The organism is Streptomyces sp. NPDC005494 (genome assembly GCF_042872025.1).
Classification (GTDB): Bacteria; Actinomycetota; Actinomycetes; order Streptomycetales; family Streptomycetaceae; genus Streptomyces.
Map to the genome: position 1 here is coordinate 24,495 of NZ_JBIAJR010000015.1, position 24,311 is coordinate 48,805.

The 24,311-nt window shown below is 71.3% G+C and carries 22 protein-coding genes, 1 pseudogene and 1 riboswitch; of the genes and pseudogenes, 13 read left to right on the forward strand and 10 right to left on the reverse strand.

Features of this window, described 5'->3' with window-relative positions:
- Positions 1-39: 39 nt before the first annotated feature.
- Positions 40-1,287, reverse strand: coding sequence for a spermidine/putrescine ABC transporter substrate-binding protein (locus ACFYQ6_RS32385; protein ID WP_361583688.1), 1,248 nt, complete (start codon positions 1,285-1,287; stop codon positions 40-42).
- A 48-nt stretch (positions 1,288-1,335) separates the two neighbouring features.
- Positions 1,336-2,850 carry a gamma-aminobutyraldehyde dehydrogenase gene (locus tag ACFYQ6_RS32390; protein ID WP_388766420.1) on the reverse strand — a complete coding sequence of 505 codons (1,515 nt, stop codon included), beginning with the start codon at positions 2,848-2,850 and terminating at the stop codon, positions 1,336-1,338.
- 203 nt (positions 2,851-3,053) lie between these two features.
- Between ACFYQ6_RS32390 and ACFYQ6_RS32395 the strand changes: the two genes are divergently transcribed.
- Positions 3,054-3,614: an NADAR family protein gene (locus ACFYQ6_RS32395; RefSeq protein WP_388766422.1), complete on the forward strand. Its 561-nt coding sequence runs from the start codon at positions 3,054-3,056 to the stop codon at positions 3,612-3,614.
- Between the two features lie 66 nt (positions 3,615-3,680).
- Here the strand turns inward: ACFYQ6_RS32395 and ACFYQ6_RS32400 are convergent, their stop codons facing one another.
- Positions 3,681-4,400 (reverse strand): DUF4190 domain-containing protein, encoded by a 720-nt coding sequence (locus ACFYQ6_RS32400; RefSeq protein WP_361583680.1) that lies wholly within the window; start codon positions 4,398-4,400, stop codon positions 3,681-3,683.
- Positions 4,401-4,518: 118 nt separating this feature from the next.
- Between ACFYQ6_RS32400 and ACFYQ6_RS32405 the strand changes: the two genes are divergently transcribed.
- The 6 genes from ACFYQ6_RS32405 (at position 4,519) to ACFYQ6_RS32430 (ending at position 10,389) form a co-directional block, all read left to right on the forward strand.
- Positions 4,519-5,553: an adenosine deaminase gene (locus ACFYQ6_RS32405; protein WP_388766424.1), complete on the forward strand. Its 1,035-nt coding sequence runs from the start codon at positions 4,519-4,521 to the stop codon at positions 5,551-5,553.
- Positions 5,554-5,576: 23 nt separating this feature from the next.
- On the forward strand, positions 5,577-6,281 hold the full coding sequence (locus ACFYQ6_RS32410) for a glycerophosphodiester phosphodiesterase (protein WP_361583675.1): 705 nt from the start codon (positions 5,577-5,579) through the stop codon (positions 6,279-6,281).
- Between the two features lie 51 nt (positions 6,282-6,332).
- Positions 6,333-7,139, forward strand: coding sequence for an SAM-dependent methyltransferase (locus ACFYQ6_RS32415; protein WP_361583672.1), 807 nt, complete (start codon positions 6,333-6,335; stop codon positions 7,137-7,139).
- Positions 7,139-8,332, forward strand: coding sequence for a sensor histidine kinase (locus ACFYQ6_RS32420; protein ID WP_388766427.1), 1,194 nt, complete (start codon positions 7,139-7,141; stop codon positions 8,330-8,332). The genes ACFYQ6_RS32415 and ACFYQ6_RS32420 overlap by 1 nt, the downstream gene beginning before the upstream one ends.
- Positions 8,329-9,060, forward strand: coding sequence for a response regulator transcription factor (locus ACFYQ6_RS32425; RefSeq protein ID WP_361583669.1), 732 nt, complete (start codon positions 8,329-8,331; stop codon positions 9,058-9,060). The genes ACFYQ6_RS32420 and ACFYQ6_RS32425 overlap by 4 nt, the downstream gene beginning before the upstream one ends.
- A gap of 72 nt (positions 9,061-9,132) precedes the next feature.
- A complete protein-coding gene (locus ACFYQ6_RS32430; protein ID WP_361583667.1) occupies positions 9,133-10,389 on the forward strand; it encodes a serine hydrolase domain-containing protein in 1,257 nt (418 codons plus the stop codon).
- Between the two features lie 3 nt (positions 10,390-10,392).
- On the opposite strand, the gene ACFYQ6_RS32435 is transcribed toward ACFYQ6_RS32430, so the two are convergent.
- Both ACFYQ6_RS32435 and ACFYQ6_RS32440 read right to left on the reverse strand, forming a co-directional pair.
- Positions 10,393-10,926 (reverse strand): hypothetical protein, encoded by a 534-nt coding sequence (locus ACFYQ6_RS32435; RefSeq protein WP_361583665.1) that lies wholly within the window; start codon positions 10,924-10,926, stop codon positions 10,393-10,395.
- A gap of 224 nt (positions 10,927-11,150) precedes the next feature.
- Positions 11,151-12,590, reverse strand: coding sequence for a gamma-aminobutyraldehyde dehydrogenase (locus ACFYQ6_RS32440; protein ID WP_361583663.1), 1,440 nt, complete (start codon positions 12,588-12,590; stop codon positions 11,151-11,153).
- Positions 12,591-12,751: 161 nt separating this feature from the next.
- On the opposite strand from ACFYQ6_RS32440, the gene ACFYQ6_RS32445 reads away from it, so the two are divergent.
- The 5 genes from ACFYQ6_RS32445 to ACFYQ6_RS32465 all read left to right on the forward strand — a co-directional run bounded on the left by ACFYQ6_RS32445 (position 12,752) and on the right by ACFYQ6_RS32465 (position 17,885).
- Complete coding sequence (locus ACFYQ6_RS32445; protein WP_145810919.1) at positions 12,752-13,258, forward strand: Lrp/AsnC family transcriptional regulator; 507 nt, start codon at positions 12,752-12,754, stop codon at positions 13,256-13,258.
- Positions 13,243-14,622, forward strand: a complete 1,380-nt coding sequence (locus ACFYQ6_RS32450; protein WP_361583660.1) for an aspartate aminotransferase family protein — start codon at positions 13,243-13,245, stop codon at positions 14,620-14,622. The genes ACFYQ6_RS32445 and ACFYQ6_RS32450 overlap by 16 nt, the downstream gene beginning before the upstream one ends.
- A 226-nt stretch (positions 14,623-14,848) precedes the next feature.
- The gene (locus ACFYQ6_RS32455) at positions 14,849-15,586 is read left to right on the forward strand and encodes an ABC transporter ATP-binding protein (RefSeq protein WP_388766430.1); all 738 of its coding nucleotides are present in this window, start codon (positions 14,849-14,851) and stop codon (positions 15,584-15,586) included.
- Complete coding sequence (locus tag ACFYQ6_RS32460; protein WP_361583655.1) at positions 15,568-16,731, forward strand: hypothetical protein; 1,164 nt, start codon at positions 15,568-15,570, stop codon at positions 16,729-16,731. The genes ACFYQ6_RS32455 and ACFYQ6_RS32460 overlap by 19 nt, the downstream gene beginning before the upstream one ends.
- Positions 16,732-16,766: 35 nt before the next feature.
- On the forward strand, positions 16,767-17,885 hold the full coding sequence (locus ACFYQ6_RS32465) for an LOG family protein (protein ID WP_388766433.1): 1,119 nt from the start codon (positions 16,767-16,769) through the stop codon (positions 17,883-17,885).
- Between the two features lie 14 nt (positions 17,886-17,899).
- Here ACFYQ6_RS32465 and ACFYQ6_RS32470 read toward each other — a convergent pair.
- From ACFYQ6_RS32470 to rlmN, 5 genes and pseudogenes are all read right to left on the reverse strand, one after another.
- Positions 17,900-18,351, reverse strand: a pseudogene (locus ACFYQ6_RS32470) (SRPBCC domain-containing protein).
- Between the two features lie 86 nt (positions 18,352-18,437).
- Positions 18,438-19,460 carry an ABC transporter ATP-binding protein gene (locus tag ACFYQ6_RS32475; protein ID WP_388766436.1) on the reverse strand — a complete coding sequence of 341 codons (1,023 nt, stop codon included), beginning with the start codon at positions 19,458-19,460 and terminating at the stop codon, positions 18,438-18,440.
- Between the two features lie 2 nt (positions 19,461-19,462).
- On the reverse strand, positions 19,463-21,076 hold the full coding sequence (locus ACFYQ6_RS32480) for an ABC transporter permease (protein ID WP_388766487.1): 1,614 nt from the start codon (positions 21,074-21,076) through the stop codon (positions 19,463-19,465).
- 44 nt (positions 21,077-21,120) lie between these two features.
- On the reverse strand, positions 21,121-22,215 hold the full coding sequence (locus tag ACFYQ6_RS32485; RefSeq protein WP_388766438.1) for a thiamine ABC transporter substrate binding subunit: 1,095 nt from the start codon (positions 22,213-22,215) through the stop codon (positions 21,121-21,123).
- Between the two features lie 71 nt (positions 22,216-22,286).
- Positions 22,287-22,402, reverse strand: a riboswitch (TPP riboswitch).
- A 109-nt stretch (positions 22,403-22,511) separates the two neighbouring features.
- Positions 22,512-23,618, reverse strand: a complete 1,107-nt coding sequence (gene rlmN, locus ACFYQ6_RS32490; RefSeq protein WP_145810792.1) for a 23S rRNA (adenine(2503)-C(2))-methyltransferase RlmN — start codon at positions 23,616-23,618, stop codon at positions 22,512-22,514.
- Positions 23,619-23,835: 217 nt separating this feature from the next.
- Here rlmN and ACFYQ6_RS32495 point away from each other — a divergent pair, with 217 nt between their 5' ends.
- Positions 23,836-24,177 carry a DUF6233 domain-containing protein gene (locus tag ACFYQ6_RS32495; RefSeq protein ID WP_388766440.1) on the forward strand — a complete coding sequence of 114 codons (342 nt, stop codon included), beginning with the start codon at positions 23,836-23,838 and terminating at the stop codon, positions 24,175-24,177.
- The last annotated feature ends 134 nt before the right edge of the window (positions 24,178-24,311 follow it).

A 24,311-nucleotide genomic window follows, 5' to 3' on the forward strand; every position in this document is an offset into this window, starting at 1 on the left:
CCGGTGGTGTCGGAGGAGATCGGGCGGGGGACGGGCCGGTCAGGCACCGATGAGCGCGGCGAACTTCTCCTCGTACGCCGTCTCCTCCTCGGAGCTGAGGGAGCGGAAGGCCCGCGACTTCGCGGCCATCGCCTTGTCGGGGAGGATCAGCGTGTTGGACGCCATGGACTCGTCGATCTTCGCGAGTTCACCGGCGACCCCGTCCACCGGGCAGACGTAGTTGATGTACGCGGCCAGCTGGGCGGCCACGGGGAGCTCGTAGTAGTAGTCCATGAGCTTCTCGGCGTTCGTCTTGTGCCGTGCCTTCGCCGGGACCAGCATGTTGTCGCTGGAGGTGATGTAACCGGCGGCGGGGATGGTGAACTTGATGGCCGGGTTGTCCGCCTGGAGCTGGATGATGTCGCCCGCCCAGGCCACACAGGCCGCGATGTCGCCCTTGCTCAGGTCCGCCGTGTAGTCGTTGCCGGTGAAGCGGCGTATCTGCTTCGTGTCCACACCCTTCTGCATCCGGCCGATGGCCGCGTCGAAGTCGGCGTCGTCGAACGAACCGGGGTCCTTGCCCATGTCCAGGAGCGTCATGCCGACCGAGTCGCGCATCTCGGAGAGGAAGGAGACCTTGCCCTTGAGCTTGGGGTCGTCCAGCAGCTGGGTGATGGAGTCGACCTTCCGCCCGCCTGTCGCCTTCTCGTTGTAGGCGATGACGGTCGGGATGCCGGTCCACGGGTAGGAGTAGGCGCGTCCCGGGTCCCAGTCGGGCGTACGGAACTGGGCGGAGAGGTTCGCGAAGGCGTGCGGCAGGTTCGCGTGGTCGAGCTTCTGCGCCCAGCCGAGCCGGATGATCCGCGCGGCGAGCCAGTCCGTCACGATGATGAGGTCGCGCCCGGTGTCCTGGCCCGCGGCAAGCTGCGGCTTGATCTTCCCGAAGAACTCGACGTTGTCGTTGATGTCCTCGGTGTACTTGACCTTGATGCCGGTGCGTTTCGTGAACGCCTCCAGCGTCGGACGGCTCTTCTCGTCCTCGCCGACATCCATGTACTCGGTCCAGTTGGAGAAGTTGACCTGCTTCTCCGTCGCCGAGTGGTCGTCGGACTCCGCGGTGTCCCCGTCCCGCTTCGCGGGCGGGATGCCGCACGCGCTCAGCGCCCCGAGGCCGCCGAGCGTGAGGGCGCCCATGCCCGACGCCCGGAGGAGGGAACGGCGGGTGAGGGCGCCCCTGCCGTTGCTGAGGCTGCGCCTCATGGCGGCCAGTTGGGGCGCCGAGAGGCGCTCGGGCTCGTACTGCTCCATACGCGTGGGCCCTTCCGGGTGGGTGGGGCCGCCGTGCGGCGGCCGCTGCTATCGGTCCCCGAAGACGGTGCGGTGCCAGTCCTTCGCGGCTACCGCGGTGTTGTCGTACATGACGTGCTTGACCTGCGTGTACTCCTCGAAGGAGTACGACGACATGTCCTTGCCGAAACCGCTGGCCCGGTAACCGCCGTGCGGCATCTCGCTGATGATCGGGATGTGGTCGTTGATCCACACGCAGCCCGCCCTGAGCTCACGGGTGGCGCGGTTGGCCCGGTACAGGCCGGTGCTCCAGGCGGAGGCGGCCAGTCCGTACGGGGTGTCGTTGGCGAGGGCGATGCCCTCGTCGTCGGTGTCGAAGGGCAGCACGACCAGGACGGGGCCGAAGATCTCCGCGCTGACGATCTCGCTGTCCTGGGGGGCGCCCGTGATCAGGGTCGGCCGGTAGTAGGCCCCGCCGGCCAGGGCGCCGCCGGGAGCCTCGCCGCCGGTGACGACCGTGGCGTAGGCGCGGGCGCGGTCGACGAATCCGGCCACGCGGTCGCGCTGCTGACGGCTGATCAGCGGCCCGAGGTCGGTCGCCGGGTCGAAGGGGTCTCCCAGCCGCACGCTCTCCATCAGTGCGGCCACCCGGCTGACGAAGGCGTCGTGGAGGGGGCGCTGCACGTAGGCGCGGGTGGCGGCCGTGCAGTCCTGGCCGGTGTTGATGAGGGAGGCGGCGACCGCTCCCTGGACGGCGGCGTCGAGATCCGCGTCGTCGAACACGAGGAAGGGGGCCTTGCCGCCGAGTTCCAGGTGCAGGCGCTTCACGGTGGAGGTGGCGAGCTCGGCGACGCGCCTGCCGACCGCGGTGGAACCGGTGAAGGAGGTCATCACGACGTCGGGGTGTGCGACGAGGTGCTCACCCGCGTCCCGGCCGGCACCGGAGACGATGTTGATCACGCCGTCCGGGATGCCGGCCTCGGTGGCCGCCTGGGCGAACATCAGCGAGGTCAGCGGGGTGATCTCGGCGGGCTTCAGCACGATGGTGTTGCCCGCGGCGACGGCCGGGAGGATCTTCCAGGCGGCCATCTGGAGCGGGTAGTTCCAGGGTGCGACGGAGCCGATGACCCCGAGGGCCTCGCGGCGTACGTAGGAGGTGTGGTCACCGCTGTACTCGGCGGCCGACTTCCCTTCGAGGTGCCGTGCGGCGCCCGCGAAGAACGAGGTGTTGTCGACCGTGCCGGGGACGTCGAACTCGGTGGAGAGCTTGAGCGGCTTGCCGCACTGCAGGGACTCGGCGTACGCGAGATCCCCGGCCTGCCCGTCCAGTACGGCGGCGAAGCGGTGCAGCGCCTGGGAGCGTTCGCCCGGGGTGAGCCCCGACCAGCCGGGGAACGCCTCACGCGCGGCGGCGACGGCCGCGTCGACCTCCTCGGTGCCGGCCAGTTCGTAACGCAGGACCGTCTCGCCCGTCGCGGGGTCGACCACCTCCTGGTGGCGCCCGGAGGTGCCCGGGCGCAGCCGGCCACCGATGTACTGCGCACCCGCCGCGAAGCGCTCCCGCATCTGGAAGCCGTTGTCCATGACGCTCTCCTCCGCCACCCCCGTGACCAGGGGCGGCGTAGCTTCTTGTCGAATTGAGTGCCGATCCTGACAGAGGTGACCTCCACCAACAAGTGATTCCGTTGTTTCCTTTTGGTTACGCGACGGAATCTGTCGACGATGTGTCTCGTGCACACGGAAATCCCTGTACCTCCTGTCAGTGGCGGATGCCAGACTCGGCTGCCATGGAACGGGATTGCGTGCACCGTGACGCCCTCGAGGCGCGGGTGGCCGGCGGGGAGCGTGTGAAGTACCTGCCGTTCTGGGGGCATCGGGCCCGCACGGACGGCGTGCTCGGGAAGAGCTGCCTCAGTCAGTGGTGGCCGGCGCCCTTCACCGTCGACACGGTGACCTATGCGACGGCGGAGCACTGGATGATGGCCGGCAAGGCACGGCTCTTCGGCGACCCGGAGGCGGAGGCCGCGGCGGTGGCGGCGCGCAGCCCGGCGGAGGCGAAGAAGGCCGGGCGGCTGGTCAGGGGATTCGACGACGCCGTGTGGGAGCGGGAGCGGTTCGCCCTGGTCGTCACGGGCAGCGTCCACAAGTTCGGCCAGGACCCGGCCCTGCTGGCGTATCTGCTGGGCACCGGCGACCGGGTGCTCGTGGAGGCCAGTCCGATGGACCGGATATGGGGCATCGGACTCGCCGAGGACGATCCGCGCGCCCTGACACCGGCCTCCTGGCGGGGGCTGAACCTGCTGGGCTTCGCGCTCATGGAGGCGCGTGCGCTGCTGCGCGCCGGGTGAAACGGGCTGTGGCCGGTCCGGGAGGGGGCGCCCCCGGACCGGCCACACGCGCCGGTCCGCCGTGGGTCAGCGTGAGGAGCCGAGCACCAGCGACGTGGCGTAGGGGTCGTCGTACTCGTAGTCGTACTCGCTGCCCGAGTCCTCGTTGGCGATGGCCCAGATCATGAACCCGAGGAAGACCGCGCTGACGACGATCGCGATCGACCCCAGGATGATCCCGGCGAGCGCCATCCCCCCGTTGGTCGCCTCACCCCGCTTGGCGCGGCCGCGGCCGATGACGCCGAAGATCAGGGCGAGGATGCCCAGGATGATGCCGAGCCCCCACATGCAGAACCCGGCCACGGCGATGATGCCGAGCACCAGCGCGGCGACCCCGAGGCCGTTCGAGGGCGCCGGACCCCAGGCCGGCTGGCCCGCGTAACCGGGGTAGCCCGGGTAGCCGTACGCCCCGGACGGCGGCGCCGGAGAGGGGTAGGCGTACGCCGCGGACGGCGGGGCGGCAGGGTCCGGGTAGCCGTACTGGCCGGCCTGGCCCGGTCCGTTCGGCGCCACCGGCGGCGCGGGGACGCCGGGCTGCGGGGCTGCGGGGCCGAAGCTTCCGGGCGGTGCGGGTATGTGCCCGCCCCTCGGGTCCGGGCTCGGCATGGACGTGACCGTGGGCTGGTTGTGCACGGCGGGCGGTCCGGCGTCAGCGGGCTGCTTGCCCAGATCGACGCGGCTGTCCGGCGGTGCCCACGGATCGCGCGGCACGCCCTCGCCACCGGGCTGCGGTGTGTTGTCTGACATGGGCCTCCCCCATCGTGGTCCAGCCATGCTACGGCGCGGCATCAGGCCCCGGACCCCGGCCTACGATGATCCGTGCAGCCGGTCCGCCCGGCCCAGAACAGAGATCCGGGAGAATCCGATGAACGATCTGCACCCCTTCATCGCGGGGCTGCCCAAGGCCGAGCTCCACGTCCATCACGTGGGTTCCGCCTCGCCGCGCATCGTGGCCGAACTCGCGGCCCACCACCCCGACTCCAAGGTCCCCACCGACCCCGAGGCGCTGTCGGACTTCTTCACCTTCACCGACTTCGGGCACTTCATCGATGTCTACCTCTCGGTGGTGGACCTGATCCGCACCCCCGAGGACGTCCGGCTGCTGACCTTCGAAGTCGCACGGGACATGGCCCGGCAGAACATCCGGTACGCGGAGCTGACCGTCACCCCCTTCAGCTCGACGCGGCGGGGCATCCCGGAGCAGGGCTTCATGGAGGCCATCGAGGACGCCCGCAGGGCGGCCGAGACCGAGCTCGGTGTCGTACTGCGCTGGTGCTTCGACATCCCCGGCGAGGCAGGCCTGGAGGCCGCCGAGGAGACGACCCGGCTCGCCGTCGATCTCCGGCCCGAGGGGCTGGTCTCCTTCGGTCTCGGCGGACCCGAGGTGGGCGTGGACCGCCCGCAGTTCAAGCCGTTCTTCGACCGGGCGATCGCCGAGGGCCTGCACTCCGTCCCGCACGCCGGGGAGACCACGGGCCCGCAGACCGTCTGGGACGCGCTCACCGCCCTGCGCGCCGAGCGCATCGGGCACGGCACCAGTTCCACGCAGGACCCGAAGCTGCTGGCCCATCTCGCCGAGCACCGCATCGCCCTGGAGGTGTGCCCGACGTCGAACATCGCCACCCGCGCGGTCGCCGACCTGGACCGGCACCCGATCAAGGAGATGGTCGAGGCGGGTGTGCTGGTCACCGTCAACAGCGACGACCCGCCGATGTTCGGCACCGACCTCAACAACGAGTACGCGGTGGCGGCCCGGCTGCTCGGCCTGGACGAGATCGGCCTCGCGGCCCTGGCGAAGAACGCGGTGGAGGCGTCCTATCTCGACCCGGCCGGGAAGCGGACGCTGGCAGCCGAGATCGACACGTACACAACGAACTGGCTGAGTGCCCCCGGCCGGTGAGCCCTCGCGGTCACAATGGCCCCATGATCACCGACGTCACCGCCGTGGCCCACCGCGGCGATCCCTACCGTGCCCGCGAGAACACGCTCCCCTCGATCAGGTCCGCCGTCGCACGGGGGGCGGACGCGGTCGAGATCGACGTCCGTGTCACTCGTGACAAGGTTCCCGTCCTGCTGCACGACGCGACCCTGGAACGCCTCTGGGGCCACGACGTCCGCGTCGACCGCCTCGGCCACCGGGAGCTGACGGAGCGGACCGGCGGCGGGGTCCCGACCCTGCGCGAGGCCCTGTCCGCCGTCGGCGACCGGCGGATCATGATCGACCTGCCCGGCGCCACCGGGGCGGGGGTGCGGGAGGTCGTCGGCGTGGTGCGGGAGAGCGGGGCGGCCGACCGCGTCTACTACTGCGCGAACACCGAGGCGATGCTGCGGGTGCGCGCCGCGGACCCGTCCGCGGAGATCGCGCTGACGTGGACGACGCTCGCGCCGCCGCGTGCCGTCCTGCTCGAAGCGGTGCGTCCCCGCTGGCTCAACTACCGCTTCGGGCTGCTGAGCCGGGAGCTGGCCGCCCGCAACCACGCCGACGGGCTGCTGGTCTCCGCCTGGACCGCCGACACCCGCCGCACGATGCGCCGGCTGCTGGCGTACGGCGTCGACTCGATCACCACGAACAGGATCGACGCGCTCAGGGCGGAACTGGCCAAGTCGTCCCCGTCCGGCGCCTCTTGATCGGTCCGGCATCATGGGCGTTCCGTACCGTCCGTGACTCCAGGAGCTGACGTGCCCGAGCCAGGCCCTCGCACCGTACCCGCCCGTGTCCGTGCCGACATCGCCCACAACGCCCGCGTGTGGAACTACTGGCTGGGAGGCGAGGACCACTATCCCGTGGACCGCGTGGTCGGCGACAGGGTCACCGGCATGTACCCGAGCATCGGCGAAGTGGCGCGTGCCGACCGGGCGTTCCTGGGGCGGGTGGTGCGCCATCTGGCCGGGGACGCCGGCATCGGCCAGTTCCTGGACATAGGCACCGGGCTGCCGAGTGCGGACAACACCCATGAGGTCGCCCAGCACACCGCCCCCGACGCGCGCGTCGTCTACGTCGACAACGACCCGATCGTGCTGGCGCACGCGCGCTCCCTTCTCACCAGTTCGCCGGAGGGCGCGACCGAGTACGTCGACGCGGACGCCCGGGACCCGCTGCGCATCCTGCGGGCCGCCGAGGGGACCCTGGACCTCCGGCGCCCGGTCGCGGTGATGATGCTCGGCATCCTCAACTTCGTGCTCGACACGGACGAGGCGCGGAGCATCGTGCGGACGCTGATGGACGCGCTGCCCTCCGGCAGCCACCTGGTGCTCACCCATCCCACGCTGGAGCTGGGCGGCGAGGGCAACGAGGCGGCGATGGCCTTCTGGAACAAGAACGCCACCCCGCCGATCACCGCGCGCAGCCGCTCGGAGTTCGCCTCGTTCCTCGACGGTCTGACCGTGCTGGAGCCGGGCATCGTGTCCTGCTCCCGCTGGCGGGCGGCCTCGTCGGCGCGGATCCCCGAGGTCGCCCAGTTCGGCGCGGTGGGCCGGAAACCCTGATGAGGGGCGCCCGAACGCCGAGACCGTGGGCGCTGCGGTCCGCTCGTGAGTCGTGGGCCGGCGATCTCCTGATCGCACTGCTGGTGCAGGCCGCGGTGACCATGCCGTTCGTGGTCCCCCGGTCGGCGGACCTGCCGCCGGCCACGTGGGCGGCCTACGGGCTGACGACCTTGACCGTGGTGCCGCTGGTGGCCCGCCGGCGGGCACCGGTCGCCGTGCTGATCGCGGTACTCGCCGCGGGCGCCCTGTACAGGTTCACCGTGGACGGTCCGGGGCAGCCGCTGCCGTACACCGGTCTCGTCGCGTTCTACACGGTGGCCGAACTGTCCGCTTCCCGGCAACGGCTGGCGGTCGCCGTGCTGGTGCTGGCGGCGGTGTTCCCGTCGGTGGCGTGGAACACGGGCGAGGCCCGGGAGTTGCTGTTCTCGCTCTTCGTGTTCGCGGCGGCGTACGCCTTCGGGCGGTTCACCCACACCCGCAAGGCCTACATCCGGGCGATGGAGGACCGGGCCCGTCAGCTGGAGGTGACGCACCGGATCGAGGCGGAGCGGGCCGCGGCCGGGGAACGGGCCAGGATCGCCCGCGAGATGCACGACATCCTCTCCCACGCGGTGAGCCTGATGATCGTGCAGGCGGAGGCCGGCCCGGTGGCCGTGCGCACGGCGCCAGAACGCGCCGAGGCGGCCTTCGACGCCATATCGGAGACCGGCAGGGACGCGATGGTGCAGCTGCGCCGGATGCTGGGGGTGCTGCGGGAGGACGCCCCCGGGGACACTCCGTCGCCGCGCGCCCCGCAGCCCTCGCCGGCGGATCTTCCGGCCCTGCTGGACCGGGTGCGGTCGGGCGGGCTGGAGGTCACGTACGCGGTGACGGGCCTGCCGCGGCCGCTGCCGGCGGCGACCGGGGCCACGGTCTACCGGATCGTGCAGGAGGCCCTGACGAACGTCGTCAGACACGCCCGCGCGAACCGTGTGACGGTGGAACTGGCCCACGCGCCGGCGGAACTGACCGTGACCGTCACGGACGACGGGCGCGGGCCAGGCGCCACCACCGGGCTGGGGCTCGTGGGCATCCGGGAACGGGCCGCCGCGCACGGCGGAAGGGCCACGGCCGGACCGGGCCCCGGGGGCCGGGGGTTCCAGGTGTTCGCCACGCTCCCCCTTGTAACCTCCCCTGAGGGGGTGGGGAGTTGACGATACGGGTGGTGGTGGCCGACGACCAGGAACTGGTGCGGAGCGGCTTCGCGATGATCCTGGACGCCCAGCCGGACATCGAGGTGCTCGCCGAGGCGGGGGACGGCGCGCAGGCTCTCGGCGCGGTGCGCGCGCTGCGGCCCGACGTGGCCCTGCTGGACATCAGGATGCCCGTCATGGACGGCATCGAGGCGTGCCGGGCGATCACCGCCGAGGGCGGCTGCCGCACGGTCATGCTGACGACCTTCGACGCGGACGAGTACGTGTACGAGGCGTTGCACGCGGGCGCGAGCGGCTTCCTGCTGAAGGACGTCCGGAGGGACGACCTGGTGCACGCGGTGCGGGTGGTGGCGGCCGGCGACTCCCTGGTGGCACCGTCGGTGGCGCGCCGGCTCATCGCCGAGTACACCGCGCGGACCGCCGCGCACCGGCACGCGCCGGAGCCCGCCCGGCTGGACGTGCTCACCGCGCGCGAACGGGAGACTCTTCTGCACCTGGCGCGCGGGCTGTCCAACGCGGAGATCGCCGCGGCACTGGTGCTCAGCGAGCACACGGTGAAGACCCATGTGGGCAACGTGCTCTCCAAACTGGGCCTGCGGGACCGCATCCAGGCCGTCATCTGCGCCTACGAAACGGGACTCGTCGCTCCCTCGCCCGAGGGAGGGGCTGCTCCCGCCTCCCTCGCGCGAGTGAGGGGAACTCCCCCGCACGACCCCTCGCTCGGGTGATCCGCCGGCGCCTGCGGATCAACAGGATGGAGTCATCGAGAAGTTACGGACTTCACCTCCCGGAGGAACCTGATGAACGCACGCGCCCGCACCCTCCTGGCCGCGGCACTCGTCCTCGGCATCGCGGCGGGGCCCGCCGCACCGGCCGCCCTCGCACACGTCCCCACCGCCCCGGCCGCGCTCGCGGGCGCCTCCGCCGCGCCGGCCGCGCTCGCACACGTCCCCGCCGCACCGCTGCCCGTGGGCGGGCATGCCGTCCCCGAGGCTGACGCGACCGCCCTGAGAGCGGCGATCTCCGGGCTGCCCGCCGACGACGCCACCGCGGCGCTCGTCCGGGTGAGCGGCACCGACGGCAGCTGGAGGGGGAGCTCCGGCGTGCGTGATCTGGCCTCCGGCCGTCCCGCCGATCCGGCCGGGCGCTTCCGGGCCGGGTCGGTCACCAAGGTCTTCACCGCTGCCACGGCTCTGCAGCTGGTGGGCGAGCGCAAGCTCGACCTCGACAGGACCGCGCGGCACTACCTCCCGGAGCTGGTCCCGCCGTCGTACGGCGAGGTCACCGTGCGGCAGTTGCTCGACCACACCAGCGGCATACCCGCGGCGCCGGGGTTCGGTGACACCCTGGAGGAGGCGTACGCCCACCGCTTCGACCTGCACTCACCGCACGAGATGGCCGCCTCGGCGATGGCGCAGGCCCCGGAGTTCACGCCCGGCCGCAGCCAGCACTACCTCAACATCAACTACACGGTGCTGGGGCTGCTCGTCGAGAAGGTGACCGGCGACTCCTACGCCCACCAGGTGGGCGAGCGCATCCTGCGCCCGCTGGGGCTGCGCTCCACGTCGTTCCCCGGCACCGACCCGGAGATCCGGGGGCCGCACAACCGCGGGTACCAGCTCTTCACCACCCCGGGCGGTGGTACGGAGCTGCGGGACGTGACGGTGTGGGGCGTGACCGATGCCTGGGCCGCCGGGGACATCATCTCGACCACGGCGGATCTGGAGCGCTTCACCCGGGCGCTGTTCGCGGGGAAGGTCGTCCGCGGTCCGCTGCTGGAGGAGATGTTCACGCTGCCGGACACCTCGGTGCGTACGTACCGGACGGGTGGGCCCGCCCAGTACAGCGCGGGGCTGAGTGTGATGACCCTGGGCGGGCGTGAGGTGTGGGGCAAGACGGGCGGCCGATGGGGCTACAACGCGCTGGTGGCGGCCACCCGGGACCTCTCCAGAACTCTGGTGTACAGCGTCAATTCCACCGACGCGAAGGGCCGGGACACGAACGCCACGGCGATGGACATCGTGGTGGCGGCCTTCGGGGCCCCGGAGGCGGGCTGAGTGTCACGCCGGCACCGCGGGCGCCGCCGCGGTCGCCGTCGTGGTCGCCGCCTCCAGTCGCTTGATCATGCGGTGGACCACGAGCAGCGGGATGATCCCGAACACTCCGAAGGACATGTCGATCACGGTCCACCAGAAGGGGATGTCCCGGATCGGCCCGCAGATCAGAGCGAGCGGGATGATCCCCACGCAGGCGATCATGCCGAACTCGATCACCCAGATGTTGCGGACCGGGTCGCGGTAGGGGCCGTAGAAGGCGACCGCGATGACGAGGTGGGCGAAGGCCAGCCAGTCGGTGCCGTACAGGACGAAGGGATGGTTCGTGTCGGCCTCGTCGAGGCCGGCCCGTACCCGGCCGATCCACTCCGCCAGGGCCGGGAGGTGCTCGGGGACGGGAGAGGCGGAGGAGGTCAGCAGGTCCTCGGCCCAGCGGAGTTCGGTGACCAGCGGGAAGGCGGTGAGGCCGCTGAGCACCAGACAGACGATGAAGACGACCAACCACACGCGTATGCGCCGCAAGAGGGCTCGCTCGCTCATGGCGGCAGAGTACGCTCGCCATGAACACGTTCAAAAACCGGGGTACGCGAAACGGCCCCGGGCTGGGCCCGGGGCCGTCGTCGGCACCGCACGCGGGTCGGACGCCGCGCCTGGCTCGATCACTTCACGGCGGCCGCACCGCCGTACGAGGACCGATCGCTCCACCCGAACCGATCACCGTACGAGGACCGATCGCGCCACGCGGACCGACCGTCGTGCGCGGGTCAGTCGTCGAGCGACGTCATGACGTGCTTGATCCGGGTGTAGTCCTCGAAGCCGTACGCGGAGAGGTCCTTGCCGTAGCCGGACTTCTTGAACCCGCCGTGTGGCATCTCGGCGACGAGCGGGATGTGGGTGTTGATCCACACGCAGCCGAAGTCGAGCTTCTTGGACATCCGCATCGCGCGCGCGTGGTCCTTGGTCCACACGGAGGAGGCCAGGGCGTACTCCACGCCGTTGGCGTACTCCACGGCCTGGGCCTCGTCGCTGAAGGACTGGACGGTGATGACGGGCCCGAAGACCTCGTGCTGGATGATCTCGTCGTCCTGGCGGAGGCCGGAGACGACGGTCGGGGCGTAGAAGTAGCCCTTCTCGCCGACCCGGTGGCCGCCCGCCTCGACCTTGGCGTGCGCGGGGAGCCGCTCGATGAATCCCGAGACCTGCGCGAGCTGGTTGGCGTTGTTGAGCGGGCCGTACAGCACGTCCTCGTCGTCCGGCAGGCCGGTCTTCGTGTCCGCCGCCGCCTTGGCGAGCGCGGTGACGAACTCGTCGTGGATGGATTCGTGGACCATGACGCGGGTCGCGGCCGTACAGTCCTGGCCCGCGTTGAAGTACCCCGCGACGGAGATGCCCTCGACGGCCTTCGCGATGTCGGTGTCCTCGAACACGACGACGGGAGCCTTGCCGCCGAGCTCCAGGTGGACCCGCTTGACGTCCTTGGCGGCGGACTCGGCGACCTGCATCCCGGCCCGCACGGAGCCGGTGATGGAGGCCATCGCCGGGGTCGGGTGCTCGACCATCGCGCGGCCGGTCTCCCGGTCGCCGCAGACGACGTTGAAGACGCCCTTGGGCAGGATCTGCCCGATGATCTCGGCGATCAGCACCGTCGACGCCGGGGTGGTGTCGGACGGCTTGATGACCACGGTGTTGCCCGCGGCGAGCGCCGGGGCGAACTTCCACACGGCCATCATCATCGGGTAGTTCCACGGCGCGACCTGGGCGCAGACGCCCACCGGCTCGCGGCGGACGATGGAGGTGAGGCCCTCCATGTACTCGCCGGCCGAGCGGCCTTCGAGCAGCCGGGCGGCGCCCGCGAAGAAGCGGATCTGGTCCACCATCGGCGGGATCTCTTCGGTACGGGTGAGCTCCAGCGGTTTGCCGGTGTTCTCCGACTCGGCCGCGACGAGGTCCTCGGACCGCTCCTCGAAGGCGTCCGCGATCTTCAGCAGGGCCTTCTGGCGCTCGGCCGGAGTCACGTCACGCCAGGCGGGGAATGCCGCGGCCGCGGCGTCCATGGCGGCGTCGACGTCGGCCTGCCCGGAGAGCGGGGAGGTCGCGTAGACCTCTTCGGTCACCGGGTTGACCACGTCGATGGTCCGCCCGTCCGCGGCGTCCCGGAACTCTCCGTTGATGTAGTTGCGCAGACGGCGCACCTCGGTGGTCACAGCCACCCCTCCTGTCACTGTCCGATGGGTGAGACGTCCAGCCTAGACGGTCAGGTGACGCTTTCGACATACCCAACCGCCGAGAACTTCGGATTCAGTGCGTTTCGGCGACCCAGACAACGAATTTCATCGGTTCGGGCTTGCCAGACAGACGACCCGCAGTGCACAGTGGCTGCGTGGCCAGTCGCAGCGCAGACTCCAGGACCGGGAACGGATCGGCACCAGCGGTCGATGCCGTGTCCCTCGCAATCATCGAGCAGCTCCAGGAGGACGGGCGCAGGCCGTACGCCGCGATCGGCAAGGCCGTGGGTCTGTCCGAGGCGGCCGTACGCCAGCGCGTCCAGAAGCTGCTGGACCAGGGCGTGATGCAGATCGTCGCCGTCACGGACCCGCTCACCGTGGGGCTGCGGCGCCAGGCGATGGTCGGGATCAACGTCGAGGGCGACCTCGACCCCGTGGCCGAGGCCCTGTCGGCCATGGCCGAGTGCGAGTACGTGGTGATGACCGCGGGCTCCTTCGACCTCATGGTGGAGATCGTCTGCGAGGACGACGACCACCTGCTGGAGACGATCAACAAACGCATCCGGGCCATACCCGGCGTGCGCTCCACCGAGAGCTTCGTCTACCTCAAGCTCAAGAAGCAGACCTACATGTGGGGAACCCGATAGCCGTGAGCAAGGACCTCAGCCGAACCGCGTACGACCACCTGTGGATGCACTTCACCCGCATGTCGGACTACGAGAACGCGCCCGTTCCCACCATCGTGCGTGGCGAAGGCACCTACATCTACGACGACAAGGGCAAGCGTTACCTCGACGGCCTCTCCGGCCTGTTCGTGGTCAACGCCGGGCACGGCCGTCACGAGCTCGCCGAGACGGCGTACAAGCAGGGGCAGGAGCTCGGCTTCTTCCCCGTGTGGTCCTACGCGCACCCCAAGGCCGTGGAACTGGCCGAGCGGCTCGCGGACTACGCCCCGGGCGACCTCAACAAGGTCTTCTTCACCACGGGCGGCGGTGAGGCCGTCGAGACGGCCTGGAAGCTGGCCAAGCAGTACTTCAAGCTCAAGGGCAAGCCGACCAAGTACAAGGTCATCTCGCGCGCGGTCGCCTACCACGGCACCCCGCAGGGCGCCCTGTCGATCACCGGACTGCCCGCGCTCAAGGCGCCGTTCGAGCCGCTGGTCCCCGGCGCCCACAAGGTGCCGAACACGAACATCTACCGTGCGCCCCTGTTCGGCGACGACCCGGAGGCCTTCGGCCGCTGGGCAGCCGACCAGATCGAGCAGCAGATCCTCTTCGAGGGCCCGGACACCGTCGCCGCGGTCTTCCTGGAGCCCGTGCAGAACGCTGGCGGCTGCTTCCCGCCGCCGCCCGGGTACTTCCAGCGCGTGCGCGAGATCTGCGACCAGTACGACGTGCTGCTCGTCTCCGACGAGGTCATCTGCGCGTTCGGCCGCCTCGGCACGATGTTCGCGTGCGACAAGTTCGGCTACGTGCCGGACATGATCACCTGCGCGAAGGGCATGACCTCGGGCTACTCCCCGATAGGCGCCTGCATCATCTCCGACCGGCTGGCGGAGCCGTTCTACCAGGGTGACAACACCTTCCTGCACGGCTACACCTTCGGCGGGCACCCCGTCTCCGCCGCGGTCGGCCTCGCCAACCTCGACATCTTCGAGCGCGAGGGCCTCAACCAGCACGTCCTGGACAACGAGAACGCCTTCCTGACGACGCTCCAGAAGCTGCACGACCTGCCGATCGTCGGCGACGTCCGCGGCAACGGCTTCTTCTACGGCATCGAGCTGGTGAAGGACAAGGTCACCAAGGAGACCTTCACCGACGAGGAGACCGAGCGCGTCCTCTACGGCTTCCTCTCCAAGGCGCTGTACGAGAACGGCCTCTACTGCCGGGCCGACGACCGGGGCGACCCGGTCGTGCAGCTCGCGCCGCCGCTGATCTCCGACCAGTCGACCTTCGACGAGATCGAGGGCATCCTGCGGAGCGTGCTGACGGAGGCCTGGACCAAGCTCTGACCCGCACGCCGACCTGCCGCCCCCGATACACGCGGCAGTCATTTCATACGGTCCACACGGCCCGGATGCACCCGTTCGAGTGAGAAGGGGGGCATCCGGGCCGCGTACTGTCCCGACACCCCGGTCCGGCTGCCTAGCGTGCCGAGTGACCGATCGGCCTTTTTCTCGTTGTATTCGTTCCCCCGTACGGGGGACAGGAGATCTGATCCGAACCGAGGTGTACGCCATGGTGGCCCCGCCCGACAACGACGTGATCTGGGCACGTTCCCTGCACCACTCCCACAACGGCTCCCCGGGGCTCGGCGGTGTCTCGCTCGGCGTCCGGGACGGCGAGGTCCTCGCCGTGACCGGCCCCCGGGGGTCAGGGAAGACGACGCTGCTGCACTGCCTCTCCGGACAGCTGGTGCCCGAGCAGGGTGAGGTCTGGTTCAACAGCGTGCCCGTGCACACCATGGGCCCCCGGCTGCGCGAGCAGCTGCGCCGCGACAGATTCGGCTGGATCGCCGCCGAACCGCAGCTCGTGCCGGAGCTCAACACCTGGGAGAACGCCGCCCTGCCGCTGCTGCTGCGGGGGGTCTCGCACCGGGTGGCGAAGAAGGCCGCCACCGAGTGGCTGGAGCGCCTGGACATCGGCCCGCTCGCCAGGAAGAAGCCGCACACCCTCCTCCAGGCGCAGCGGCAGCGGATCTCCGTGGCCCGCGCGCTGGCCTCCTCCCCGTCCGTGATCTTCGCGGACGAGCCGACCGCCTCGCTGCACAGCGCCGAGCGCGCCCAGCTCCTGCGGACCCTGACGACGGCGGCACGCTCCCACGGCATCACGGTCGTCCTCGCCACCCACGACCCGGAAGTCGCCTCCCTCGCGGACCGTGTGATCTCGCTGCTGGACGGCCGCCGCGTCAACACCGTCTCCCTGCCCGCCGCGTCCGATACGGAAGGCCGCTCGGCGTGCTCGCTCTCCGTCTGACCCGCGGTTCGCACCCCTTGGTCCTGGTGCGGCGGCTGCTCCTCGCCGCCGCGTCCGCGGGGGTCGGCTTCCTGCTCCTGTGCACCCTGGGATACGCGTCGGGGCACCCGGCACACTCCTCCGGCTCCGTGCTGAGGCTGCTCTGGTGCGTCGTCCCGCTGGCCGCGACCGTGCAGTTCGCGGTGGCGGTCGCGCGCACGGACCCGAGCACCCGGCCCCGGCCCGGCCTCTTCGCCGCCGGGCTCGGCCCCAACCGGCTCGCCGTGCTCGCGGCGATCTCGACCGCGGTGTCCACCACGCTCGGCTCGGTGGTGGCGCTGCTGTTCTTCCTCCATCTGCGCGGTGACCTGACCGGGCTGCCGTTCGACGGAGGTGCGGCGGAGTTCCTGGGGGCCGGCACCCCGCTGCCCCTCGGCGCCGCGCTCACGCTGCTGGCCCTGGTACCGCTGGCCGCGTCGGCCGCCGGCGGGCTGGCGCTGCGCTCCAGGCCGGTCGCACCGTCCGAGGCCCAGGAGGCCGAGGACGACCTCACACCCGCCCCGGCGCCGACGGGGCTTCCCTGGGGGGTCGCGCTGACCGCGGCCGGACTCGCGGTCGAGGCCTACACGAGCCGCGGCTCGGGCGGCAGTCCCTTCCCGCTGCCGGGGCGGCTGGACTCCACCCCGGCGGCCGTGCTCGCGGGCTGGGTGCTCACCGCGATCGGCCTGGCCATGGCCGGCCCCGGCCTCACCCATCTGTGCGGGCGGCTGCTCCAGGCGGTGCGCCCCGGGGCCGTACGGCTGCTCGCGGGCCGGGCCCTGATGGACGAGGCGACCAGGATCGGCCGCCCGCTCGGCATCGTCTGCGCGGTGCTGTCCGGGGTGATCGCCGCATCCGTGCTGTACACCGGCGAGCCGCGCCCCTTCGGCCCGCTCACCGCGCTCGGCGCCGTACTCGTCCTCGGCTGCACCACGGCGACGCTGCTGACCTCCGCCCTGGAGGCCAAGCAGGCACGGGTCCGTACGGCCAGGACCTTGCTGCGGATGGGCGCTCCGGCCTCCGCGCTCCGCTCGGCCGCCGCTCTGCGCGCGGTGACGCTCCTGGTCGTCTTCGCTCCGCTGACCTGGGCCATCGCCTGGCTGGCCGCGCTCCCCCTGACGGAGTGACACCTGGCGCCGGGGCCGGTCCGTAGCATGGCGGCGTGGAGAATCCGGACGAGAACACCTACGTACCCGGCGTCGAGATCGAGACGCTCGCCGCATTCGACCTGGCCGTCGCGGCGGGAAGCCTGGCGGACCATCGCGTCCAGTCCGTCGATCTGACGGGACGCACGGAGGCGCTGCTCACGACCGGGACGCGGGGCGCCGTCTTCCTCGGCTGCCGGATGGAGCCCCGCGCCGACGCGAAGATACGGGCGGACGGGGCCTTCGTCTTCCCCCCGGTGCCCGGTCTGCCCTTCGACCCGTACCGCGGGCTGCTCTACAGCCCCGAAGCCCTGTACGAGGGTCTGGCCGAGGGCGGTTACGCGGCGACGCCGGACGCACGGGCCTACGGCTGGTTCCAGCTGACCAAGGCGAACGGGGACGTGTTCGCGTCGATGCTGCGGGCGCTGCACGACGACGCGGTGTCCGACGCCCTGGACGAACACCTGGCGGGGGCCCGGGTGGTGGGCGTCATGGGAGGCCACGCGATGGCCCGGGGTTCCGAGGAGTACCGCGGCGCGGCGACGCTGGGCAGGGAGCTCGCCCGCAGCGGCCTGACGGTCGCCACGGGTGGTGGCCCCGGCGCGATGGAGGCCGCCAATCTGGGCGCGTACTCCGCCCCGCACTCCGACGCGATGCTGCTCAAGGCCTGCGAACTCCTCGCTTCGGCACCTTCGTTCAGCCCGTCGGTCACCGACTGGGCGACGGCCGCCTTCGCCGTGCGGGAGCGCTGGCCGGAGGGCGGGTCCTCGGTCGCGATCCCCACCTGGTTCTACGGTCACGAGCCGCCGAACGCCTTCGCGGACCACATCGCCAAGTACTTCGCGAACGCCGTGCGCGAGGACGGGCTGCTGGCCCGGTCGACCGCCGGTGTGATCTTCCTGCCCGGAGCGGCCGGGACCGTCCAGGAGATCTTCGACAACGCGACGCCGAACTACTACGAGTCACGTTCCGCGCCCACCCCGATGGTGCTGGTGAACCGCGCGCACTGGACGGAGAAGCTCCCGGCCTGGCCGCTGCTGCGGGCACTCGCGGCGGACCGGGCGATGGAGGCGCGTATCGCGCTCGTCGACACGGTGGAGGAGGCAGCCGGGGCGCTCGCCCGGCTGACGGGCTGACCGGGCCGGAGGGCTCAGCGGGAGGCGAGCAGTGCGTCGAGGGCGTCGAAGAAGGCCTCCCAGCCGTCCTCGGCGGCCGCGTACTGCTCGGGCGTGAGATTGCCGCCGCGCCGGCGGAAGACCATCTCGGTGGACTTCCGCTCCGCTCGTGAGGGTGACCGTGACGGTCTCGCCCTCGATGTCCTCGGGCGCGCTCCCGTCCTTCAGCGTGAGGACGAGCCGTTCGGGTGCGGTCACCTCACGGCAGACGCCGTGGAAGGGCATCTCCCGCGCCCGGCATCACGATCACCGGACTCCATGCGCCGCCCGGCGTGACGTCCATGGTGACCGGGTCGAGCGGGACGTCCGCGTCGCCCCCGTACCAGGCGGCGAAGTCCTCGGGGACCGTCCGGGCGGCGAAGACCCGGTCTCTCGGCGCCGCGAAGACGCGGGTGATGTCGATGCCCTCGCTGGGTGAACCAGCCATGTCCCTGTTCCTCTCCGGCGTCCCCGTCCGGAGGACCGGGCTCCGGGCGGGGACGCGGGCCGTGGCAGCCCGGGCGGGGACGTCGTTCAGGCCGGCGGCAGGACCACCGTCTCGGCCGGGTCGAAGGTCACGCCCACGACCGTCCCCTCCTCCGGGGTGTCGCGCAGGGCGCACTCCGCCTCCAGGGGAGGCCCGTCGCCGGGGTGCAGGGTGACGGCGACATGGTGGCCGCGGAAGGTGCGGACGCCCACCGTGCAGCGGAGTCCGTCCTTCGGGCCGCCGAGCCGCACACCGCCGGGCCGCACGAGCAGCTCGCGCTCCCCCTGGGGCGAGCCCTCGGGTACCGGCACCTTGCCCCAGGGGGTGTCGGCGGCCGTGCCCGTCACCGTCGCCGCCACCACGTTGTCGAAGCCGAGGAAGCGGGCGACGAAGGCCGACGCGGGGCGCTGCCAGACCTCCAGGGGGGTGCCCGCCTGGGCGATGCGGCCGTCCCTCATGACGACGACCCGGTCGGCCAGCGCGAAGGCCTCTCCCTGGTCGTGGGTGACGGCGAGCACCGTCGTGCCCAGCCGGCCGAAGAGGGAGCGCAGTTCGACGACGAGCCGTTCGCGCAGGCTCCGGTCCAGCTGGCCGAGCGGTTCGTCCAGCATCAGCAGCTTCGGGCGCGGCGCGAGCGCGCGTGCGAGCGCCACCCGCTGCTGTTCACCGCCGGACAGGGCGGCGACGGCCCGCCGGCCCGCCCCTGGCAGGCCCACGAGGTCGAGGAGCTGGCCGGCCCTGCGGTCGCGCTCGGCGCGGGGGACGCCGTGCATCCGCAGGCCGAAGGCGACGTTGGCGCCGACGTCCCGGTGCGGGAACAGCTGGTGGTCCTGGAACATCAGCCCGAGCCCGCGCCGGTGCACGGGCAGCGGGGCCTGGTCGACGCCGTCGAGGAGGACCCTCCCGCTGTCCAGGTGCTGCAGCCCGGCGACGGCCCGCAGCAACGTCGACTTGCCGCTGCCGCTCGGCCCCAGGACACAGACGATCTCGTGGTCCGCGACCTCCAGGTCGACCGCGTCGAGCGCGGTCCGCCCGCCGAACCGGACCGTGGCCGACTCCACTGCCAGCATCTCTAGAACTCCCCGGATCGGTCGGTGCGGATACGTTCGAGCAGGAGCAACGACACCGCGCAGACGAGCATCAGAATCGTGCTGAGGGCCATCGCCTGGCCGTAGTTGAGCTCCCCGGAGCGGCCGAGCAGCCTGGCCACGGCGACCGGGAGCGTCGGGTTGTCGGGGCGGGCGATGAAGACGGTCGCCCCGAACTCCCCGAGCGACACGGCGAAGGCGAAGCCCGCCGCCACCAGGAGCGCGCGGCGCATCAGCGGCAGGTCCACCTCGCGCCAGGCCCGCAGCGGCGAGGCGCCGAGCACCGAGGCGGCCTCCCGCAGCCGTTCGTCGACCGCGCGCAGGACGGGCAGCATGGTCCGCACGACGAAGGGCACGCCCACCAGGGCCTGTGCGAGCGGGACGAGGATCCAAGACGTACGCAGGTCGAACGGCGGCTCGTCGAGCGTGATGAGGAAGCCGAAGCCGACGGTGACCGCCGAGACGCCGAGCGGGAGCATCAGGAGCGCGTCGAAGCCCCGCACGAGCCGGCCCGCGCGTCGCGTGAGGGCCGCCGCGGCGAGTCCGCCGATCAGGAGGGCGATGAGCGTCGCGACCAGGGCGTAGCGCAGGGAGTTCCCGATGGCTTCGATCGGTGGCACCAGGAAGGTGGAGCCGCCGGCGTCGGCCGATCCCAGCGCGCGGTAGAAGCCGAAGCCGTAGCCCCCGGAGGTGTCCAGGGAGCGTTCGACGAGTACACCGAGGGGCAGCACGACGAGGAGAAGCACGGTCAGCAGTACGCCTCCGAGCAGCGCCCGCTGCCCCGCGCCGCGGGGCGGCCGGGAGGTCTGGGCGGGGTCGACGAGCCTCAGCGCCGTCTCCCGCCGCCGCACGGTCCAGGCGTGTACGGCGAGGATGCCGGCGACCGCCGCGAACTGCACCAGCGTCAGCACGGCGGCCGTCGGCAGGTCCAGCAGCTGCGCGGTCTGGCGGTAGATCTCCACCTCCAGCGTGGAGTACGCCGGGCCGCCGAGGATCTGGACGACGCCGAAGGAGGTGAACGTGAACAGGAAGACCATCACCGCGGCACCGGCCACGGCGGGGGCCAGCGCGGGCAGCGTCACCCGCCGCCAGGCCGCGAACCGCCCGGCGCCGAGGACCCGGGCCGCCTCCTCCTGGCGGGGGTCGAGCTGCGACCACAGGCCGCCGACGGTGCGTACGACGACGGCGTAGTTGAAGAACACGTGGGCGAGCAGGATCGCCCACACCGTCGTGTCGAGCCGGACGCCCCAGAGCTCGTCGAGGAACCCGCCGCGTCCCAGCAGGGCCAGGAACGCCGTACCGACGACGACGGTCGGCAGCACGAACGGCACGGTCACCACGGCGCGCAGCAGCTGTTTGCCCGGGAAGTCGAGCCGGGCGAAGACATAGGCGCTCGGCAGTGCGATCAGCAGGGTGAGGGCGGTCGAGGCGAACGCCTGCCAGGTGGTGAACCAGAGGACGTCCAGGATGTCCGGCCGGCTCAGCACCGTGCCGATCCGGCCGAACTGCCAGACGCCGTCCGCCCTCAGCCCCCGGCCGACGATCGCGACGACCGGGTAGGCGAAGAACAGCCCGAAGAACGCGACGGGCAGGGCCATCAGCCCGAGCCGCACCGCGTTCCCCCTCCAGGAGGGCCGCGCGACTACTTCACGACGAGCGAGGACCACGACTGGACCCACTGCTCACGGTTCTTGGCGATCTTCTCCGGTGCCACGGTCGCCGGCTGGTCGACGGTCGCACCGAACTTCGTGAAGAGCTCCGGCAGCTTCGCGTCCTTCACCACCGGGTTCACGAACATGTTGAGGGGCATGTCCTCCTGGAACTGCTTGCTGATCAGGAAGTCCAGCAGCGCCTTGCCGCCCGCCTCGTTCTTCGCGCCGTCCAGCAGCCCGGCGAACTCGATCTGGCGGAAGCAGGTGCCGGTGGCGACACCGGTCGGGGCATCGGTCGGCTGCGGGTCGGCGTACAGCACCTCGACCGGCGGGCTGGAGGCGTACGACACGACGAGGGGCCGGTCCGCCTTGGCCTTCTTGCCGCCGGCCGAACCGGAGAACTCCTCGTTGTACGCCTGCTCCCAGCCGTCGACGACCTTGACGCCGTTGCTCTTCAGCTTCTTCCAGTAGTCCTGGTAGCCGGTCTCGCCGTAGGTGCCCACGGTGCCGAGGAGGAAGCCGAGGCCCGGGGAGGAGGTCGCGGCGTTCTCGGTGACGAGGAGGTTCTTGTACTCCGGCTTCAGAAGGTCGTCGAAGGAGTTCGGCGGGTCGAGCTTCTTGTCGGCGAAGTACTTCTTGTCGTAGTTCACGCAGATGTCGCCGGTGTCCACGGGCGTGACCCGGTGCTTGTCCGCGTCGAGCTGGGCGGCGGACGCGACGCGGTCGAGGCCCTTCGCCTCGTACGGCGTGAACAGGCCGTTGTCCAGGGCGCGGGAGAGCAGCGTGTTGTCGGCGCCGAAGAACACGTCGCCCCTGGGGGATCCCTTGGTCAGGATCTCCTGGTTCAGTGCGGCTCCGGCGTCACCGCTCTTGAGCACCTTGACCGTGTAGCCGGTCTCCTTCGTGAACGCCTTCAGGACGGCGTCCGAGGCGTTGAACGAGTCGTGGCTGACCAGGGTGACGGTCTTGGAGCCCTTCGACGACCCCGCGGCGCCGGACTCGGCGTCGCCGCCGCAGCCCGCGAGCACGGAGACGCCGAGCGCGGCGGCGAGTGCCGTCGCGGCGTACTTCGTGGTGGTGTTCATGTGATTCCTCCTGGAAGTGACCAGGAAGAGACGCGGCCCCGCCCGCTCGGTGAGCGGGCAGGGCGCAACAGCTTGAGTAAGGTCCGAACTTCCTACCCGGAATGACCCGGGCGAGGTTCAGAGGGTCTGCGGCCGACCTGTTCCGGTGCCGCACTCTCAGCGCTGTGGCGCTCCCCTGTCGGAATATGAAGTTGATTTCCGGACCAGGCTACACCGGCCGGATCTTGCCGTACCGGCCGCCCGGCCGGACGGACCGCGCACCGAGGGGCCCGCAGGGCGGCCCGTCCGGACCGCCCTCAGCGCTCCGAGGCCGCCAGCTGGCCGCAGGCGCCGTCGATCTCCTGGCCGCGGGTGTCGCGGACGGTGACGGGCACGCCGTGGCGCGCGATGGCCTCGACGAACGCCTTCTCGTCCTCGGGGCGCGAGGCGGTCCACTTCGATCCCGGGGTCGGGTTCAGCGGGATGAGGTTGACGTGCACCCGCTTGCCCTTGAGCAGCCGGCCCAGCAGGTCGCCCCGCCACGCCTGGTCGTTGATGTCGCGGATCAGCGCGTACTCGATGGAGATGCGGCGGCCCGACTTCTCCGCGTACTCCCACGCCGCGTCCAGGACCTCCCGGACCTTCCAGCGGGTGTTGACGGGCACGAGGGTGTCGCGCAGCTCGTCGTCCGGGGCGTGCAGCGAGACCGCGAGGCGGCACTTGAAGCCCTCGTCGGCGAAGCGGAGCATGGCCGGAACGAGGCCCACGGTGGAGACCGTGATCCCGCGCTGCGAGAGCCCCAGCCCGTCGGGCTCCGGATCCGTCAGCCGTCGGATCGCCCCGACGACGCGCTTGTAGTTGGCCAGCGGCTCGCCCATGCCCATGAAGACGATGTTGGACAGCCGGGCGGGCCCGCCCGGGACCTCGCCGTCACGCAGGGCCCGCATGCCGTCCACGATCTGGTGCACGATCTCGGCGGTCGACAGGTTGCGGTCGAGACCCGCCTGCCCCGTCGCGCAGAACGGGCAGTTCATGCCGCAGCCCGCCTGGGACGAGATGCACATGGTCACCCGGTCCGGATAGCGCATGAGCACGGACTCGACGAGCGTGCCGTCGTGCAGCTTCCAGAGCGTCTTACGGGTGGTGTCGTCGTCGCAGCTGATGTGGCGCACGACCGACATCAGGTCGGGGAACATCGCCTCGGCGAGCTTGTCCCGTGACGCGGCGGGGATGTTGGTCCACTCGGCCGGGTCGTGGGCGTAGCGGGTGAAGTAGTGCTGCGACAGCTGCTTGGCGCGGAAGGGCTTCTCGCCGGTCGCGGCGACTGCCTCCTTGCGCTCGTCGGGCGTGAGGTCGGCGAGGTGCCGCGGGGGCTTCTTGGCTCCGCGGGGCGCGACGAAAGTGAGTTCTCCGGGCTTAGGCATGGTTCATCCAGTGTTACAGACACGCCGAGGTCACAGAAACCTTCGCCTGCCCGGAAGGGGCAGGGGCCGCCTCGCCCGGTAGCCGTCGGCGGCCGTCGCTCGACGTCGGACCCCTCCGACGGCCCGGATACGCCCCCGGGCGGCGCTCGGGCCGTGACCGATCGCACGGCGCACGGGAGGTGCGCACGCAGACCCGCAGCCCTCTAGAATCGAATACGTGTCCGAAAACCTTTCCCGTCTGGATCGCCTGCGGATCGTGCGCGAGTGGCAGGCGTATCAGCTCGGCCGAACCGATCGGACCATCGCCGACCTGGAGAAGCGCGAGGCCGCGGCGGCCCGGGCCGCGCGCACCGCGCCACCGCCTCCGCCCTCCTGGAAGCTCTCCGTGCTGCGCGTGGGTGCGGGTGGCCGGTCCGACGCGGTGCACACGGGCGACTGCGGTATGGGCGGGGGGAGCACACGGCCGATGACGCGCGAACAGGCCCTGCGCGCCCTGACGGAGGACGGCATCCCGGCCTGCCCGTACTGCCGGCCGGACCGGGACCTCGGCGTGCTGTGACCACGGGCGTCCGGAGATCCTCCCCCGTCCGCCCGGTACGCCCACGGGTCGAGGTGCGCGGGCGCCGATGAATTTCCCCGCGAACTCGGGTCATCACCTGTAGGGCGTTACTGCATTCCGAGAAGCGGCCGCAC